At 47.3% G+C, this 16,891-nt stretch carries 17 protein-coding genes; 9 read left to right on the forward strand and 8 right to left on the reverse strand.

Going from position 1 to position 16,891, the window contains the following annotated elements:
- Positions 1-11: 11 nt before the first annotated feature.
- From MKX75_RS05845 to MKX75_RS05855, 3 genes are all read right to left on the reverse strand, one after another.
- Positions 12-521: a DinB family protein gene (locus MKX75_RS05845; protein ID WP_339168862.1), complete on the reverse strand. Its 510-nt coding sequence runs from the start codon at positions 519-521 to the stop codon at positions 12-14.
- Positions 522-604: 83 nt separating this feature from the next.
- Positions 605-1,522: a YafY family protein gene (locus tag MKX75_RS05850; RefSeq protein WP_339168863.1), complete on the reverse strand. Its 918-nt coding sequence runs from the start codon at positions 1,520-1,522 to the stop codon at positions 605-607.
- A 259-nt stretch (positions 1,523-1,781) separates the two neighbouring features.
- A complete protein-coding gene (locus MKX75_RS05855; protein ID WP_062832986.1) occupies positions 1,782-2,699 on the reverse strand; it encodes a winged helix-turn-helix transcriptional regulator in 918 nt (305 codons plus the stop codon).
- Positions 2,700-3,099: 400 nt separating this feature from the next.
- Here MKX75_RS05855 and MKX75_RS05860 point away from each other — a divergent pair, with 400 nt between their 5' ends.
- The 8 genes from MKX75_RS05860 (at position 3,100) to MKX75_RS05895 (ending at position 12,305) form a co-directional block, all read left to right on the forward strand.
- Positions 3,100-4,011: a glycoside hydrolase family 43 protein gene (locus MKX75_RS05860; protein WP_062835909.1), complete on the forward strand. Its 912-nt coding sequence runs from the start codon at positions 3,100-3,102 to the stop codon at positions 4,009-4,011.
- Between the two features lie 132 nt (positions 4,012-4,143).
- Positions 4,144-5,487 carry a sugar ABC transporter substrate-binding protein gene (locus MKX75_RS05865; RefSeq protein ID WP_145146366.1) on the forward strand — a complete coding sequence of 448 codons (1,344 nt, stop codon included), beginning with the start codon at positions 4,144-4,146 and terminating at the stop codon, positions 5,485-5,487.
- 154 nt (positions 5,488-5,641) lie between these two features.
- Positions 5,642-6,532, forward strand: a complete 891-nt coding sequence (locus tag MKX75_RS05870) for a sugar ABC transporter permease (RefSeq protein ID WP_062835910.1) — start codon at positions 5,642-5,644, stop codon at positions 6,530-6,532.
- 26 nt (positions 6,533-6,558) lie between these two features.
- Positions 6,559-7,401 (forward strand): carbohydrate ABC transporter permease, encoded by an 843-nt coding sequence (locus tag MKX75_RS05875; protein ID WP_036611483.1) that lies wholly within the window; start codon positions 6,559-6,561, stop codon positions 7,399-7,401.
- A gap of 56 nt (positions 7,402-7,457) precedes the next feature.
- Entirely contained in the window at positions 7,458-8,879 is a 1,422-nt protein-coding gene (locus tag MKX75_RS05880) for an arabinan endo-1,5-alpha-L-arabinosidase (RefSeq protein ID WP_339168865.1), read from the forward strand.
- Between the two features lie 858 nt (positions 8,880-9,737).
- On the forward strand, positions 9,738-10,718 hold the full coding sequence (locus MKX75_RS05885) for a family 43 glycosylhydrolase (RefSeq protein ID WP_339168866.1): 981 nt from the start codon (positions 9,738-9,740) through the stop codon (positions 10,716-10,718).
- 195 nt (positions 10,719-10,913) lie between these two features.
- Positions 10,914-11,759, forward strand: coding sequence for an EcsC family protein (locus MKX75_RS05890; protein ID WP_082762672.1), 846 nt, complete (start codon positions 10,914-10,916; stop codon positions 11,757-11,759).
- A 57-nt stretch (positions 11,760-11,816) separates the two neighbouring features.
- Positions 11,817-12,305 carry a YbaK/EbsC family protein gene (locus MKX75_RS05895; protein ID WP_339168867.1) on the forward strand — a complete coding sequence of 163 codons (489 nt, stop codon included), beginning with the start codon at positions 11,817-11,819 and terminating at the stop codon, positions 12,303-12,305.
- 121 nt (positions 12,306-12,426) lie between these two features.
- Here the strand turns inward: MKX75_RS05895 and MKX75_RS05900 are convergent, their stop codons facing one another.
- Positions 12,427-13,701: an MFS transporter gene (locus tag MKX75_RS05900; protein ID WP_339168869.1), complete on the reverse strand. Its 1,275-nt coding sequence runs from the start codon at positions 13,699-13,701 to the stop codon at positions 12,427-12,429.
- 253 nt (positions 13,702-13,954) lie between these two features.
- Here MKX75_RS05900 and MKX75_RS05905 point away from each other — a divergent pair, with 253 nt between their 5' ends.
- Entirely contained in the window at positions 13,955-14,167 is a 213-nt protein-coding gene (locus tag MKX75_RS05905; protein ID WP_339168870.1) for a hypothetical protein, read from the forward strand.
- Between the two features lie 147 nt (positions 14,168-14,314).
- Here the strand turns inward: MKX75_RS05905 and queF are convergent, their stop codons facing one another.
- The 4 genes from queF to queC form a co-directional block, all read right to left on the reverse strand.
- Positions 14,315-14,806, reverse strand: coding sequence for a preQ(1) synthase (queF, locus tag MKX75_RS05910; protein ID WP_076331905.1), 492 nt, complete (start codon positions 14,804-14,806; stop codon positions 14,315-14,317).
- A gap of 148 nt (positions 14,807-14,954) precedes the next feature.
- On the reverse strand, positions 14,955-15,728 hold the full coding sequence (gene queE / locus MKX75_RS05915) for a 7-carboxy-7-deazaguanine synthase QueE (RefSeq protein WP_339168872.1): 774 nt from the start codon (positions 15,726-15,728) through the stop codon (positions 14,955-14,957).
- Positions 15,721-16,212, reverse strand: coding sequence for a 6-carboxytetrahydropterin synthase QueD (gene queD, locus MKX75_RS05920; protein WP_036611465.1), 492 nt, complete (start codon positions 16,210-16,212; stop codon positions 15,721-15,723). Before queD ends, queE begins: the two co-directional genes overlap by 8 nt.
- Positions 16,209-16,889: a 7-cyano-7-deazaguanine synthase QueC gene (gene queC / locus MKX75_RS05925; RefSeq protein ID WP_339170365.1), complete on the reverse strand. Its 681-nt coding sequence runs from the start codon at positions 16,887-16,889 to the stop codon at positions 16,209-16,211. The genes queD and queC overlap by 4 nt, the downstream gene beginning before the upstream one ends.
- Between the last annotated feature and the right edge of the window lie 2 nt (positions 16,890-16,891).

The raw sequence follows: 16,891 nt of genomic DNA on the forward strand, positions 1-16,891 counted from the left end.
CGAATCGTTGTCTATACTTGAGCCGGTTCTTGATACCAGAATAGAGAATAGTCGTTCATGATGGAGGCATGCCCCAATTGACGCAGCATAGTAGATACATTGCCCCGGTGGTAGGTCCCGTGATTTACCAGATGGAATACCATTTCCGATAAGCTGGTTTCGCGAACTCCGGCAAATGGATTATCGAGCAGAACGGTTTGTTCCAGATCATCTTGGCCTTGGAACCACTCACTGTATTGCGCCGACAGGTCGTTAAAACATTGAATGTATTCACCCACAGAACCGTGAAGTTCACTATTGAGAGGTATGCATGCTTGCAGTGCCTCGGGCATACCTGTGCCAGTTAACACCAGGTACCACATCTTATCCACTGCATAGATATGGCTGAGTGCATGAGCGATGGTTGGAAACGAACTATTCACTTCCTGACTCAGTACGGAAGAGGGCAGTTCCTTGATTCTGCTCAGGATGGTTTGGTTGGCCCATGCGTGATAATTATACATTTGTACCGGATGATTCATTGATGATCGTCTCCTTTAATTTGGGGGTGGATTGGGTTAACTTACTGAGATAATTATAAAAAAAGAAGTATGACAACAGCGTGTCATACTTCTTCATAGAGGTTAAGTGCGTTTCGAAGTTGTTCTTTCAGAATGCTTCGTAATTCAATCGGTTCAATCACCTCGGCGCCACTGCCCAAACTGAGTAGAAACGACCATAACCACTTGGCTTGTAACGGCTGATGGACCTGGATGCGCATCGTCATACTTCCATCCTCGTGAAATTGCTTATCTGCCTGTTGAAAATGATCCATGGCTTCCGATAGCGATTCCGGTTTCACTCGAAAAACAACATCACTAATCTGATCTTGCCATGATGGATCTGACACAACATTCTCTTGAGGAAGCTCAAGATGTGGTTGAAAGTGTTCCGATGTAAGCTGAACGTTCATCATCCGGGACAGTCGGAATTCCCGATAATCCTGCCTTGTCTGGCAAAATCCATAAACATACCAATTACGATATTTAAAATGAAGTCTTACCGGTTCCAGCTGGCGGGGAGTATGTTCATTCTTCGTATTGATGTAGTCAAAACGCACAACCTGATGCTTCATAATACCTGTACGGAGATGAGGAAGGGCATCAGGTTCCGTTCGGCGAGTCTCCAAATCCACAGATAGACTTGAGGTCTGATGCTCCGGTCCAATTGTTTGCAGACGTTCAATCGTTCCCTGTGCACGCGCGTCTTCGAAGACAGTGGAGAGACTACTAAGGATCGTAATCAGGGCATCGACATCATAAGAACCGAGCAAGCTTTTATCCATCTTGTATCCATCCATCATGCCATATCCGCCTTTAAGTCCCTGGTGTGAGACGACTGGAAAGCCGGCTGCGCAGATTACATCAATATCCCGATAGATCGTTCTTGGAGACACCTGAAACTCTTCCGCCAAGGTGGAGGCAGACAACACTTCGTGGTTCAAAAGTTTATATATGATTGAGATTAATCGCTCCAATTTCAAAAGCTATCCCCGCCCGTTATTCCATTTTGTCATTCTAGGCCATTATTATATCACAGCAATATGAACCGGAAGGGAGTTCACCAACTCGTATCCTTCTAATCCTTCGGCGGCTAAGCTTGAATAAGCTATATAGCGAGAGAAAACAAAAAAAGAGTGCTGGATCGCACTCTTTCTAAGGATACATTATTGTTGTGTTGAACAGTTACGTTAGCAGATCGGTCGAACTTTTTTTATTTTGAGATTTTAGTCAGAATGGAAACTATTCCTCTTGCACGTTATAGAGAACGCGAGCAAGCAGATTCTGTCCATAGTTGCCAAAGTTTTTGCCGAAGATCGTCAAGCCCCGTTTGTTCAAAGGGCCGTCGGTAACCGCAATGCGGAAGTGAATATCGCTTTTGTAATCCAAACCGATCTGATCCAGCGTTACGTCCGAGATGCGGCATCCGTCGATATAGCTGCCTTCCTGTGTGATCCGGATCAGCTTCAGCATGCCGTACTGATTCAAATGGGGAGGCCACCATTCCGGATTGAAGGTACCGCGTGTATTGCCAAAATCGCCTGGACTCGTCCAGCAGCCAATCTCAATACCGTTAATGTAGAAATAAATATCCGAAGGATAATTGTCGCAAAAGCCAGGTGCCTCTGAACCCAGTTCCATCGACAACTGAATTTCGCTAAACGACTGATTCGGCTTAAGATAGTTGGGAATCCGATACTCCAGATAACCTTCAGCCAGCCAGATCATCTCCGCATCAATTCGCAATGGATCAGCAAAGTAACGCGGATCATCGAACTCTCCAACAATGCTGTCCCGGGTAGCGAGACCACATGTAGGCGCAGCCTGATAATCGCTGTAATGACCGACCTGAATTTCCACCTCGTAACGATTGTTAATCTCCTGTGAACGCAGATCAACCATTAATTTTTCCTCATTGAGATAACATATCTTCTGAATGCCATGTTTACCAACAGCGGTGTTGATCTCGATCAATCCGCTCTCTTCGAGCTTTTTGATATGCATTGTGATAGCGCCATTACTGAGACCCAGCTTAGTTGCGAGATCATTGAGATTAAGACTTTGGTTCTTGGCCAGCAGCTCGATGATCTGAATCCGGATTTCCGAACTGAGCGCTTTGAAGATATTCACACCCGACATCAGATCTTTAATATAAATCATAGGTGGATTCCTTTCCCCGTTCTGAACAAAGTCTCTTTTCATTGCAGACATTTGCACATTTATATGTTTTATTTCAGATAATTATAAATCATTCCTTCATGGAAGGGAAGGGCTGAGAAATGGAAGCCAAAACCCCTGTACATAGCGCAAATATGAAAATATAAACTACATTTTGTTCACTATTCCGGTTAAAATAAGTGTTAATCAGTTTACATATGTTTGAAATATACCATTGAAATGTAATGAAACCGCTTTTATAATCCTATTATACCTAAATTGATTCATTACTTCATGAACCTAATTAACCATTTGATTCGGAAAGGTGGAGTTCGGTTTGGAAAAGTTGAGCAATGTGAAGAGGTTTAAGTGGAAACGGTTGGCTTTACCGGCATTACTTGTGATGGTATTACTACTGGCAGGTCAGTCAAAAGCTTTGGCGGCGTTCTGGAATCTGACCGGAGATACCGCCGTTCATGATCCGTCGATTATCAAAGAGGGAAGCTCGTGGTACACCTTTTCAACCGGCCCAGGTATTCAGGTATTGAAATCGGATAATGGATCGTCCTGGTATCGTGTTCCACAAATCTTCTTAAGTAAACCATCCTGGTGGGCTTCTGCTGTTCCGGGACAAAGTGGATTGGATGTATGGGCACCAGACGTAGAGCAGTATAACGGAAAAGTATGGCTCTATTATTCCATCTCCACCTTTGGCTCCAATCGGTCTGCGATTGGTCTTGCGTCTGCCAACAGCATTGGAGCAGGGCAGTGGAAGGACGAAGGATTGGTGCTTCAGACTACGACCGCCAATAATTATAATGCGATTGATCCGAATCTGGTCATTGATGCTTCAGGCAACCCATGGCTGGCCTTCGGTTCTTTCTGGAGCGGTCTGAAGATTGTCAAGCTGGACAAAAACACGATGAAACCGACAGGAAGCATAACTTCCATTGCTGCGCGTCCGAATAACGGGGGGGCTATTGAAGGACCAAGTGTTGTATATCGTGGCGGATACTATTACCTGTTTGCTTCAATCGATTCTTGCTGCCAAGGGGTAAACAGTACCTACAAAATGGTCTATGGGCGTTCGACGAGTATTACAGGCCCTTATGTGGATAAAAACGGAGTGAATATGCTGAATGGCGGAGGAACGATATTGGATACAGGCAACGTGAAATGGAAAGGTCCAGGTGGTCAGGACGTGTACAACGGCAATGTCATTGCACGACACGCCTATGATGCAGAGGATAATGGCAATCCGAAATTGCTGATTAATGACTTGCTTTGGGACGCGAATGGCTGGCCGATGTACTGATTTATTTTAGATAAATATAAAATGTTTTATAAAAGTGTTGACTAAAGTGATCTGGATTTGATAAATTTAACAACAGAAATCCTATTTCATCCAATTGAATACGGTTACAAATCCAGATCAGGAGGGGTTCAGATGGTAAAGAAAAAGAATTGGGTCACATTTATGCTTCTTATGCTGGTAAGTGCGCTGGTACTTGCAGGTTGTGGAGGTAGCAGCGGCGCGAGTGGGGACAAGGAGTTAACGTTTATGTTCCGCGGAGGTACAGACGAGCAGAAAGCTTACCAGGCGGTGGTCAAGAAATTCGAAGAAGATCATCCGGGTGTGAAAGTCAAAATCATCGTAACGGCTGCGGATCAATATGCAACCAAGCTGAGAGCGGCAATTACAGGCAACAGCTTGCCTGACGTATTCTACATCAATCCGGGCGATGTGAAAGCGTATGTGAACAGCAATGTGCTGATGAACCTCACATCGTATATTGAAAATAACCCGGATGTTGATCTCGATAATATCTGGAAATACGGCGTGGATCTGTATCGCTATGACGGCCAAATGGCAGGCCAAGGTGATATCTACGGTATGCCGAAAGATCTGGGGCCATTTGCACTTGGCTACAACAAGACTTTGTTTGAAAAAGAGGGCATTCCATTCCCTGACACGGATAAACCATATACATGGGAAGAGTTCATCAAGGTGAACCAGCAAGCGACCAAGGATACCAATGGAGACGGTAAACCGGATGTATACGGTACTGGATTCAACGTACAGTGGGCCCTGCAATCCTTTGTATGGAGCAACGGTGGCGACTGGCTGGATGAAACCAAAACAAAGGTAACGATTGACGATCCGAAATTTGCGGAAGCACTGCAGTTCTTCGCGGATATGCAAAACGTATACAAAATCACACCTTCTATTGAGGAAGCGCAAACATTGGATACGTACCAACGCTGGATGAAAGGTGAAATGGCTTTCTTCCCTGTAGGTCCATGGGATATGAGTACATTTGAGAAACTGCCTTTCGATTATGATTTGTTGCCTTTCCCTGCGGGATCTACTGGCAAATCGGCAACGTGGATCGGATCTCTGGGCATTGGGGTATCGGCGAAAACGAAATATCCAGAAGAAGCGGCAGCATTGGTGAACTACCTTACGGCTTCGAAGGAAGGCATGCAGCAATTGGTAGATGCCAAGGTACAAATCCCGAACTTGCTTGATATGGCAGACGAGTGGGCCAAAGATACATCCACGAAACCAGCCAACAAGCAAGAATTCATTGACATCGTAGAGGATTACGGCCGGGCTCTGCCAGGTAACTACACGTACAATGCGGAATGGTATGACCTGTTCTTCACGGACATTCAACCGGTATTGGATGGCAAGATTACAGCCGCAGATTATGTGAAGCAGCAGCAGCCGAAAATGCAGAAGCTGCTCGACAAAGCGGTTGAACAGGAAAAGAAATCTCAGAATAAGTAGATAGGAAAAGGCGATGCCGGCGGCCAGCAATCATGCTGCTGGCATTGTTCTTATTGGAGCTTATTGGATTCCATACGGGCATGTGGCATTCGTTGATCGACAAGGTTCAATCGACGGATGCCACATGCTGATACTAGAAACAGGGGTGAACGCCGTGATTACGAAATCGAGTTTGTATCGCAAAGAGATGCTGTACGGATATCTGTTTATTTTGCCTCCGATTCTTGGGTTGCTAATCTTTGTCATGTTCCCGTTCCTCTATTCCCTCTATGGTTCCTTTACCGATTGGGATGGACTGGGACAGATGAATTTTATCGGTTTGGCCAACTTCAAGGATCTGCTCACGGATGACCTCTTTTACAAAGCGATGTTTAATACATTCTTCCTGATGCTAGGTATCCCGATTGGTCTGTTGTTGGCTCTATTGCTGGCAATGGGTCTGAATCGTAAAATTCCCGGCACAACGACATTCCGTGTGATCTATTACATTCCGGTTATTTCTTCCCTCGCTGCGGTGTCCATCATGTGGAACTGGGCATACAACGGGGATTACGGTCTGGTCAATCAGTTCCTTGACCTGTTTGGTATCAAGGGTCCAAACTGGCTCGCGAACAAAGACACGGTCAAACCCGCTCTGATTATTATGACGATATGGAAAGGTCTCGGATACACGATGTTATTGTACTTGGCGGCACTGCAAAGTGTATCACGTACATACTACGAAGCGGCTGAGCTGGATGGAGCCAATGGATTCCAGATCTTCCGCAACATTACCTGGCCTATGGTGAAGCCAGTTACCTTTTTCCTCATTGTTACAAATATCATTGGCGGTTCCCAGATCTTCACCGAGATGAACATTATGACGCCTACGGGTGGTCCTGAATATTCTTCGGCATCAATCGTCTTCTACATTTGGCAGAAAGCCTTCAGTAACTTGCAGATGGGTTATGCCTCAGCGATGGCCATGATTCTGGGTATTTTCATTTTTGTCATTACCCTGGTGCAATTCAAAATGAACGAAAAATCAGCCTATGATGGGGATTGATTGTCAAGGAAAGGAGTGAACCGGAGATGTCTTACAGTCAAAAGAGGAAATTAACGAACTCGATCATCTTTATCGTACTCGCGATCGGTGCGATTGCGATGATTGCACCACTGATCTGGATGCTGTCCACTTCATTAAAGGAGAAGCAAGATGTGTTCGCGCTTCCGCCTGTGTGGATACCTGAAGTATTCCAATTTGGTAAGTATAAAGAAATCTGGGAAGCTGGTCCGCTGCTCAGCGGGATCAAAAACAGCCTTATTGTTGCGGTGAGTGTAACGGTGGTGGGTACGTTTACGTCCAGTATCGCTGCCTTTGCCTTTGCCAAATTAAGATTCCCGCACAAAAATAAACTGTTTCTCGCATTGCTGGCATCCATGATGATTCCTTATCCGACAGTCATGATCCCACAATTCATCATGTTCGCGAAGCTGGGCTGGGTGGATACGCTGTTGCCACTGATCGTTCCAGGCCTGTTCGGTAACGTAATCATGATCTTCTTCCTTCGTCAATACCTGCTTAGTGTACCTGATGCGATTATTGAGGCGGCCAAGATTGATGGAAGTTCCTACTTCCGCTTGTACTCCAGTATTACGTTCCCGCTCATCAAACCGGCGATTGCTGCACAGCTGATTCTCTGGTTCATGGGCATCTGGAACGATTATCTGGCACCGATTATCTATCTGAATTCACCGGAGAAGCAGACGTTACAGCTGGTTATCGCGAACTTCAATGCGACGTATGCGATTCAAACGGATTACCCACTTATTATGGCGGCGTCCATTGTAGCCCTGTTGCCGGTATTAATCATCTTCTTGATCTTCCAGAAACAGATTATTGAATCGGTTGCCATTTCGGGAGTGAAGGGATGAATCAGCGGAAGAGATTCCGAGGGTGGACATTTTCGAAGAGAGGGGTTGTTGCTTCCATGTTGCTGATGCTGATTGTTGGAGCTACGGGTTGTTCTGGAGAAGGAGTAGGAGAAACGGTGTCCCGTCCCGTCTTTCCTGAAGCTCCTCAACATACTCAGTTGTATGACACTTCCATTTTGGACGATGAATCACGCTGGACGGTGAACAATGCGCATGATCCAGCTATTATCAAAACCGATCAGGGCTACTACGTCTATTCCACAGACGTTCGTGTAGCAGGAGAAGCGAAACCCGGTGTCATGGTACGAAAATCAGATGATCTGATTAACTGGACATGGGTAGGTCAGGCTCTGTCCGGTATTCCGCAAGAAGCGCTGGATTGGACAGGTGCAGTCAATCTGTGGGCACCGGATGTGATCCAGGCTGGCGATACCTATCGGATGTATTATTCGGCTTCTTCTTTTGGCAGTACCCAGTCGGCCATTGGTCTTCAGACATCCTCATCTCCCGAAGGTCCATGGACTGATGAAGGACTGGTTGTGAAAACTTCTGCGAATGAACAGGACAAATTAAATGCCATTGATGCTAATCCCATCGTAGATGCCGAGGGCAATTCGTGGATGGTATATGGTTCATTCTTTGACGGAATTTACATTGCGCCACTTGATCCAGACACCGGGAAATTCAAGGACGAGGGTTATGGTACACGCATTGCCGCTCGGGATCGTGCTACCGAAGAAGGTGCAGTCGAAGGTCCTTACATTGTGTATAACCCGGAGTTCAAAAAATATTATCTGTTCGTCTCCTATGATTCCTTATTCGAGGACTATAACGTGCGGGTTTCGCGTGCTGATTCAATCACAGGACCGTATACGGACATAAACGGCAATAACATGCTGGATACAGAGTATTTGCCGCAATATGAGATCGGCACCAAAATTCTCGGCGGTTATCGCTTCACAGAAGGTGAGGGCTGGGTTGCGCCCGGACATAACTCCGTTCTGAAGGACGGAGAAGATTATTACATCGTGCATCATGCACGGGGTGAGACGGATAAAAACTGGCCATATCTGCATGTACGCAAAATGTTATGGACCAAGGACGGCTGGCCTGTGGTTTCACCGGAGCGTTACGCCGGTGAGACAGCACAGGACATTCCAAAGTCCATGATAGCCGGGGAGTGGGAAGGCATGGCGCTTGACCCGTCCGTAGACGGGCAAATTCAGGCCGTGCCATATACCCTAACGGGCAACGGTAAAATTCAAAGCAAAAACGGTTCAGGAACCTGGACGTTTGATGGTAAACAAACATTGACACTAAAGTGGAAAGAAAGCCCATGGGGCGGAGCTTCCACGGAAGAGCTGCAACTGCTGCCGTCCTGGGACTGGGAGCGAAGCCAGCCGGCACTCGTAATGACAGGCCTCGATGACCACGGCGTGGCGGTCTGGGGCAAGCAGATCAGCGCACCTGAGGAGTGAGGCTGTAACCCAGCGAGCGCGAAAAGAGCGAGCTACTGCTCTAAGGGTGCACAAGCAGTGAGGGGGGAGGAAGGAGCCGCAGGAGCGAGTTTGGCATCCGATTTCAACCGCAGAGAGCGGTGATAAAAAGAAATCGGAGGACAAGAGAGCACCAAGGTCCTACCGCCACCGAACGCCCGCTGTGCATGACAAGCCGGCCAATAGCTCTGCGGCCAGCCCTGCATTACATGGGGAGAGTTGACCCTGCGAAGCGGTCAACCCCATAAGACCGAGCCACCAAAAAGGCTCGAAGTGAGGTTGTAACCCAGCGAGCGCGGTGAGAGCGAGCTGCCGCTCCGAGGGTGCACAAGCAGTGAGGGGGGAGGAAGGAGCCGCAGGAGCGAGTTTGGCATCCGATTTCAACCGCAGAGAGCGGTGATAAAAAGAAATCGGAGGACAAGAGAGCACCAAGGTCCTACCATCCCCGAACGTCCGCTGTGCACCACAAAGCTGGCCTATAGCTATGCGGCCAGCTCTGCATTACATGGGGAGAGTTGACCCTGCGAAGCGGTCGACCCCATAAAACCGAGCCAAAAATAAGGCTCGGAGTGAGGTTGTAACCCAGCGAGCGTGGAAAGAGCGAGCTACTGCTCTAAGGGTGCACAAGCAGTGAGGGGGAGGAAGGAGCCGCAGGAGCGAGTTTGGCATTCGATTTCAACCGCCAAGAGCGGGTGGAAAAGAAATCGGAGGACAAGAGAGAACCAAGGCCCTGCCACCCCCGAACGCCCGCTGTGCACTCAAATAGCTCTTCTCTTTTCTGCATCGTACACACAACCTCAACTCCGAGCCACCACACACATTTGAAAGGGGAGCATTCCCATGACTGATTCCATTACATTTACTAATCCCATCCTGGAGCAGCGTGCTGATCCGTGGGTGTACCGTCATACGGACGGTTACTATTACTTTTCCGCATCCGTACCAGCCTTTGACCGGATTGAGATCCGGCGAGCAGAGACGTTGGAAGGATTAAGAGATGCCGAGCCAGTAACGGCTTGGACCAAGCGTGACACAGGGCCAATGAGTGCCAACATCTGGGCACCGGAAATTCATTTTATCGATGGCAAATGGTACATACATTACGCTGCGGCTCACACCAGTGAGACCAACGAAGGCCTGTTCGACCATCGGATGTATGTTCTGGAGAACGATTCGGCGAATCCACTTGAAGGAGAGTGGGTAGAGAAAGGGCAGATTTACACCCGGTGGGAATCATTCGCGCTGGATGCAACGACCTTTGAACATAAGGGAATCCGCTATCTGGTGTGGGCGCAGAAAGATCCTGATATTGTGGGCAACTCGAACCTGTACATTTCCGAAATGGAAAACCCGTGGACGCTACGCGGTGAACAGGTCATGATCTCTACGCCAGAGTACGATTGGGAGATCATCGGCTTTAAGGTCAATGAAGGAGCAGCCGTGATGCACCGAAATGGAAGAGTGTTTATCTGTTACTCAGCCAGCGCGACTGATTACAATTATTGTATGGGTCTGCTCACTGCAGATGAAAATGCCGACCTGCTTGATCCGGAAAGCTGGGTAAAATCACCCGAGCCGGTATTCCAGACTTGTGAAGCGAACGGCCAATACGGTCCGGGCCATAACAGCTTTACGGTATCAACGGATGGCAAGACCGATATTATGATTTATCATGCGCGTAATTACAAAGACATCGAGGGTGATCCCTTGTATGATCCGAACCGTCACGCTCGTGCTCAAGTGATTCATTGGCGTGAAGATGGCACACCTGATTTCGGTGTTCCGGCTCCAGATGGAAAAGCAGTAGCAGAAGCGAAATAAGAGATAGTGAAACCTTAAATACGAGAGCCCTTAGTTAGCGAGTGATGCTGATTAAGGGCTCTTCTGTATGTGAGCGATAAGATAGAACGGCCTAAGTATCGATGTCTTGGATATAAAACAAAGCAACCACAACGATGATTTTTGCGTATGAGAAAGATACGGATTACGATACACAACCTATTAGGAGGATCACATATGGATTCACGCGAAACATTGGACCACGAACTTGAACAGATTTTGAAATGGGAAAAACAACAGAAGGACTTGTTTATATGGGATAAAATCGGGCGTTTACCGTTTGCGATGTTGGATAAGGTGATGCCTAAAGCGCTGAAACAGAAAATCGGAGATTCCCTGAATGACGTCGGTCAATATGTACAGAATGGGGGCAAGTTCCTCGTACAGAAGAAAAAAGTAGCCAAGCTGTTGCAAGAGGAAGCCGAGAAATCCGGTTATTCCATGACGGACACGACTGATCGTCTGGAACAGGATGCTGAAGCTGAGGGGACAGCGAAGATTCATAGTGTAGAGAATCTGCCACTTCAGGTGCTGGACCAGGTAGCCGATAACATTACCGAGAGTCGAACGAAGTTTGCCGCGGCTCAGGGAGCAGCTACAGGGTTCGGTGGCATTGTAACCATTGCAGCAGATATTCCCATGGTGATGGGGCTTTCTCTGAAGGTACTGCAGGAGATGGCACTATGTTACGGCTATGATCCCGATGAACCGCTGGAGCGTATCTTTATCGTCAAATGTCTGCAATTCTCTTCCGCCGATATCGTAGGCAAGAAAGCGATCATTGAAGAACTGGCAGCTTACGATGATCCAGACAAGCCTATTGAAGTGGTATCGCAAATGCAGGGTTGGCGGGAAGTTTTTAACTCCTACAGTGAATCCTTTGGTTGGAAGAAATTGTTTCAACTTGTGCCGATTGCCGGCATGGTCTTTGGTTCAGTGAGCAACAAAAATACGATCCGTGATGTAGCCGAAGCAGGTAAAATGCTGTACAAAAAACGGCTGATCCTTCAGCGTTTGAAATAAGGTTACAGAAGAAGTAGTCTTATAGCAGAATACTTAATTGAAAGAGATGAATTTTACATGTTAAACAAACAAGGTTTCTATGATCTTTTAGATCGCAACAATATCGTTTACGAGAGTATTGAACATCCCGCAGTATATACGATGGAGGAAATATTCTCTTATCAGATTCCACATACAGAACATATCGTTAGAAATCTGTTTCTGCGTGATGACAAGAAGCGCAACTATTATCTGGTAACGATTGCTGGAACGAAGTCAGTTGATTTGAGAAGTTTAGGCGAAAAGATACCTAGCCGTAAACTCAGTTTTGCGAGTGAAAAGGATTTGTTGGAGTTACTCGGATTGGAAAAAGGGCATGTTAACCCTATGGGGGTTCTCAATAATATTCAGAAGAACGTAACCGTCGTCTTTGACAAGGATCTAGTCGGTCAGAAAATTGGAATTCATCCCATGGAAAATACGGCGACGGTATTCCTTGAATTTGAAGATGTGAAGAAACTGATTACAGATCAAGGTAGTAGCGTTGTCATGTGTGACGTGGAATAAACGGTTGAAGCTAAATTCGAGAAAAACAAATATATCAAAAGGGTTCCTGCCGCTCTGTAAATACAGAGTTGGAGGGAACCCTTTTGTTGTGGTTAGACTTTTTATTTACTACAAATGTAGGTTACTCTTCACTACCGTTTTCTTTCGCCCAGATATTCAGTAATTTATCGGATGGAAGCAGGAACGTGAAGATCCCGAGCAGGGGCAGAAAGCTGCACACCTGCATTACTGGTGATACGCCGAAGACATCAATCCAGTTGCCCAGAACAAGTGCGCCCAAGCCTCCCATACCAAATGCCAGACCTGTAATCAGGCCCGAGACCGTTCCGATTTTGCCTGGAATCAGCATTTGCGCGTATACAACCGTAACCGAGAAGCTAGATAACATGATAAAACCAATAATGGTTAGCAGTACGCCTGTCCAGAACAGATTCGCATAAGGCAACAACAGAGCAAGTGGAGCAGCTCCGGCCATGGACAGGAAGATCAGGTTACGTTTGCCGAATCGATCCGCCAAGGGGCCTCCAAAGAACGTACCCAGTGCTCCGGCAGCCAGGAACAAGAAGATATAGATCTGCGCGTCCTCTGTGGACAATCCAAAAGTATCTTTCAGATTAAACGCATAGAAGCTGCCGATGGAAGCGATATACCAGGAACGAACAAAGACGAGCAAGATCAATAGTGTAATGGCGGCAGTAATCTTTTTACGTAAAGCAGGATTGGGTGCACGACGGGCAGCAGCCTGTCTACGCAGATATCCTCCCGATTGCAGCATGCGTCCATACCAACGGGCGATGTAGATCTGAACTGCAATTCCCATGGCAGCAATGCCTGTAAATCCAATGGCACCAAACAGTCCAAACGGGATAAAGATCCAGCGTGTAAGCAATGGGGCAAGGGACTGTCCGGCGTTACCTCCGACCTGGAAGATGGATTGTGCCAGCCCACGGCGCTGACCAGCAGCCATATGCGATACCCGTGAACCTTCCGGATGGAAAGCAGCAGAACCCAGACCGACAAAAATAACGGAGATGAGCACAGCCATATAACTGTCAGCGAAGGCCAACAGCAACATGCCGGTAAATGTAAAACCCATGCCAATGGGCAGAATGGAAGGCGTCGGTTTTTTATCTGCAAACCAGCCTACGACAGGCTGCATAATGGATGCGGTAAAGTTAATAGCAAATGAGATCCATCCGATCTGAGTATACGTGAGATGCATGGAATCTTTTAGAATCGGAAAAATGGCTGGAATAACCGACTGGATCGAATCATTGAAAAGATGAACCAGACTGATGGCAATAAGTATCCGGTAAACGGTGCTTTGGGCATCCGATCCGGGTGGGGCTTTCGAACGCGCTGTGGCGTCCTTGGTTAAAGTGGATTGAGTAGACATGTACAATTCTCCTTTGGTCGCGGTCACGAGGGATCAGCGCCTGATGTTGTAATATATGCGTGTAAGCATATTGTTACATAATAGGATAGATTGATTGGACCGACAAGGGGAACAAGGGAAAACGTTGGTGAATTCAACTCTATTTCCGAGGTGTTTATTAATAGCATTACATTTACAAAATAAACGTATTACTTTAGCATCTTCTGTAAGAAGACCCATATTTATGTGTAAGAAGGATAGAGGAGGGATGGATATGAAATCCTTATCACCTTATGAATCCGCCAAACGTGAGTTGGTGATGACCATTATATATATGGCTGTAATAACGTTTCAGGCTATCTATGTAGCACCGAAATCTCTATCTGCTGCCATCGTCATATTTATCATTTTTCAATCGATTGGTGTGTTGATGCTGACACATTACATTAAAAAAGTCAAAGAACTAAAGGACGATCAGTCTACTTGAATGCGCTGCGATCCCATTGTATTGATACACTGAGTTCCATACAGGTTTATACTTGAAAAGCCGAACTTCTTCAGATTTTGAAGAGTTCGGCTTTTCTGTATCCTATAATTTGACTTTATTTATAGCAGAGCTGATTTATCCAGCAGTTTAACGATTATCAATCGTCTCTGGATACATATCATGATTCATCATACGATGGTCGGCCATCTGTTCGTACTTCGTTCCCGGCTTACCGTAGTTCGTGTATGGGTCAATGGAGATGCCGCCGCGCGGTGTGAATTTGCCCCATACTTCGATGTAGCGCGGGTCCATTAGCTTGATCAGGTCGTTCATGATGATGTTCACACAGTCCTCGTGGAAATCACCATGGTTGCGGAAGCTGAACAGGTACAGCTTGAGTGATTTACTTTCCACCATTTTGATATCAGGAATGTAGCTGATATAGATCGTTGCAAAGTCAGGCTGACCCGTAATCGGGCACAGGCTAGTGAACTCCGGGCAATTGAATTTTACAAAATAATCGCGGTACGGATGTTTGTTATCAAAGTTCTCCAAGATTCCTGGATCATATTCAAACGTATATTTTACGTTCTGGTTGCCCAGCAATGTCACATCTTGCATCTCTTCAGGTTGTCTCATCGGTTATTAAACGCTCCTTGTTTCCGTCAAAGCCGAAGCCTTGCGGTATATATGAATAGGCGTGTTTTGCCTGTTGAATTCTTTTGTTTTCTAAGGACATTTCGTCTTCATCCTTACATCATGCCGCTCATTCCACCCATACTGCCCATCACACGCCGCGTTTGTTGCCCCATACCAGCGTATGAAGCTGTGGAAGCACACGAACATCATTCAGGTCATCGGATGCACTAACTTGGTCAATCAGCCACTCATAACGAGCAAGCAGTGAGGACGCCAGATCTGGCGTATCGGCGGAAGTCACATCCGGGTTCCCTGTTTGTAAAAATAAATCTGTGCCCGGATACCGTGCATGCACACGGCGGGCATAGTCCAGGTCTGTCTCATCGAAGATCACGATCTTCAGACTATGACTTCGTTCTACCGGGCCAGCGGCCAACCGTTTGATCAGATCATCCAGCACGGCCCAATCGGTGTCCATACCGGAGCTGGGTGGCTTGGGCGAGACGGTGACTTCGTCAATGTCCGCCAGCCAAGACTGCCAGCGGGAGCCCTGCGTCTCCACCGCAGTACGGATGCCGTTCTCCCGCAGCAGGGGAACCAATCCGCCCAGCGAAGCGAGCAGGGCGGGGTTGCCGCCGGAGATGGTAACATGGGAGAAACGCGTGCCGCCAACGCGGCGCAATTCTTCCCATACATCCTCTGGCGTAATCATGCGAATCTGGTCCTTGCCACTGCCGTCCCAGGTAAAGGCCGAGTCGCACCAGGAGCAGCGATAATCGCAGCCCGCGGTACGAACAAACATCGTTTTTTGCCCGATCACCATGCCTTCGCCTTGAACTGTCGGACCAAAAATCTCCATCACGGGAATACGAGCCTCTTTGCGAGATCCCGTCTCATTCACCTGCTCTGTCACACTACTCATCAATCATCCACTCCCGTCTCGCTTCCGCGTAACTGGTTGGTGTCTCAAAGAGTCGGACAAACTCCGTCCGCCCACCATCGGTCAGCCCGGCATAGGGCTCCGTCTGGAGCGCATGTTCCATCTGTTCGAACAGCCACACGACCATATTTTCAGCCGTTGTATTCATTAAAGGAAGCGTCTCGTTGAGGTACTGATGATCCAGATATCCCTCAATCTGAGTTTTCCATATATCCTTGATATGTCCAAAATCAACCGTCAGCCCGGTTTCACCCGGATAACCGCTGATGCCAAAAATAACTTTATACGTATGACCGTGCAAGTTCTTGCACTTGCCTTCATAACAATGCAGATGATGTGCTGCGTCAAAGGTGAATTCTTTGCTTACAAGCACACGTTTGCGGTGATAGCGCAGCTGGGTGGGTAGAATATCTTCTCCGATGCGTTGCAGATGCTCTACAATACGAAATGTTCCAGGTTCTCTCATCGTACATCCACTCCCGCCGATGCAGCAGCAGAACGTTGCTGTACATAGCGATCCAGTCCGGCTTTGCGTAGTTTGCAAGCAGGGCATTCTCCGCACCCATCGCCGATCACGCCGTTATAACAGGTCAGGGTACGCTCGCGTACATAATCAAAGGCACCGAGATCATCCGCCATCTTCCACGTTTGGGCTTTGTCCAGCCACATGAGCGGGGTATGAATGACAAATGGATAGTCCATCGACAGGTTAAGCGTCACATTCATCGACTTCACAAATGAATCCCGGCAATCCGGGTATCCGCTGAAATCCGTCTCGCATACCCCTGTAACCAGGTGACGTGCTCCTTTTTGCTTGGCCATAATGGCCGCAAAACTGAGGAACAGCAGATTTCGTCCATCTACAAATGTGCTCGGCAGTTCGCCTTCTTCATGCGTAATCTCCACATCCGTGCGAGTGAGCGCATTGGGTGCAAGCTGGTTTAACAGACTCATATCGAGTACCGTTTGCTGGACACCCAGATCGAGAGCGATTTCCGCTGCGCATTCAATCTCCAACTTGTGACGCTGACCGTAATCAAACGTAACGACCTCGACTTCGGCAAACTGTTGTTTGGCCCAGAACAGACACGTGGTACTATCCTGACCGCCGCTGAATACAACGACTGCTTTTTCTTCGTTCAACA

This window comes from Paenibacillus sp. FSL R5-0341 (assembly GCF_037975235.1).
Classification (GTDB): Bacteria; Bacillota; Bacilli; order Paenibacillales; family Paenibacillaceae; genus Paenibacillus; species Paenibacillus amylolyticus_A.

What these genes read in the sequence shown, in the direction of transcription:
- queD (WP_036611465.1), bottom strand. Translation starts at nt 16,212, where the DNA reads ATGAGAGAACCTGGAACATTTCGTATTGTAGAGCATCTGCAACGCATC.
- MKX75_RS05875 (WP_036611483.1), top strand. Translation starts at nt 6,559, where the DNA reads ATGTCTTACAGTCAAAAGAGGAAATTAACGAACTCGATCATCTTTATC.
- queE (WP_339168872.1), bottom strand. Translation starts at nt 15,728, where the DNA reads ATGAGTAGTGTGACAGAGCAGGTGAATGAGACGGGATCTCGCAAAGAG.
- MKX75_RS05855 (WP_062832986.1), bottom strand. Translation starts at nt 2,699, where the DNA reads ATGATTTATATTAAAGATCTGATGTCGGGTGTGAATATCTTCAAAGCG.
- queF (WP_076331905.1), bottom strand. Translation starts at nt 14,806, where the DNA reads ATGAGACAACCTGAAGAGATGCAAGATGTGACATTGCTGGGCAACCAG.
- MKX75_RS05860 (WP_062835909.1), top strand. Translation starts at nt 3,100, where the DNA reads ATGGTATTACTACTGGCAGGTCAGTCAAAAGCTTTGGCGGCGTTCTGG.
- MKX75_RS05880 (WP_339168865.1), top strand. Translation starts at nt 7,458, where the DNA reads ATGTTGCTGATGCTGATTGTTGGAGCTACGGGTTGTTCTGGAGAAGGA.
- MKX75_RS05885 (WP_339168866.1), top strand. Translation starts at nt 9,738, where the DNA reads ATGACTGATTCCATTACATTTACTAATCCCATCCTGGAGCAGCGTGCT.
- MKX75_RS05895 (WP_339168867.1), top strand. Translation starts at nt 11,817, where the DNA reads ATGTTAAACAAACAAGGTTTCTATGATCTTTTAGATCGCAACAATATC.
- MKX75_RS05865 (WP_145146366.1), top strand. Translation starts at nt 4,144, where the DNA reads ATGGTAAAGAAAAAGAATTGGGTCACATTTATGCTTCTTATGCTGGTA.
- MKX75_RS05890 (WP_082762672.1), top strand. Translation starts at nt 10,914, where the DNA reads ATGGATTCACGCGAAACATTGGACCACGAACTTGAACAGATTTTGAAA.
- MKX75_RS05845 (WP_339168862.1), bottom strand. Translation starts at nt 521, where the DNA reads ATGAATCATCCGGTACAAATGTATAATTATCACGCATGGGCCAACCAA.
- MKX75_RS05905 (WP_339168870.1), top strand. Translation starts at nt 13,955, where the DNA reads ATGAAATCCTTATCACCTTATGAATCCGCCAAACGTGAGTTGGTGATG.
- MKX75_RS05900 (WP_339168869.1), bottom strand. Translation starts at nt 13,701, where the DNA reads ATGTCTACTCAATCCACTTTAACCAAGGACGCCACAGCGCGTTCGAAA.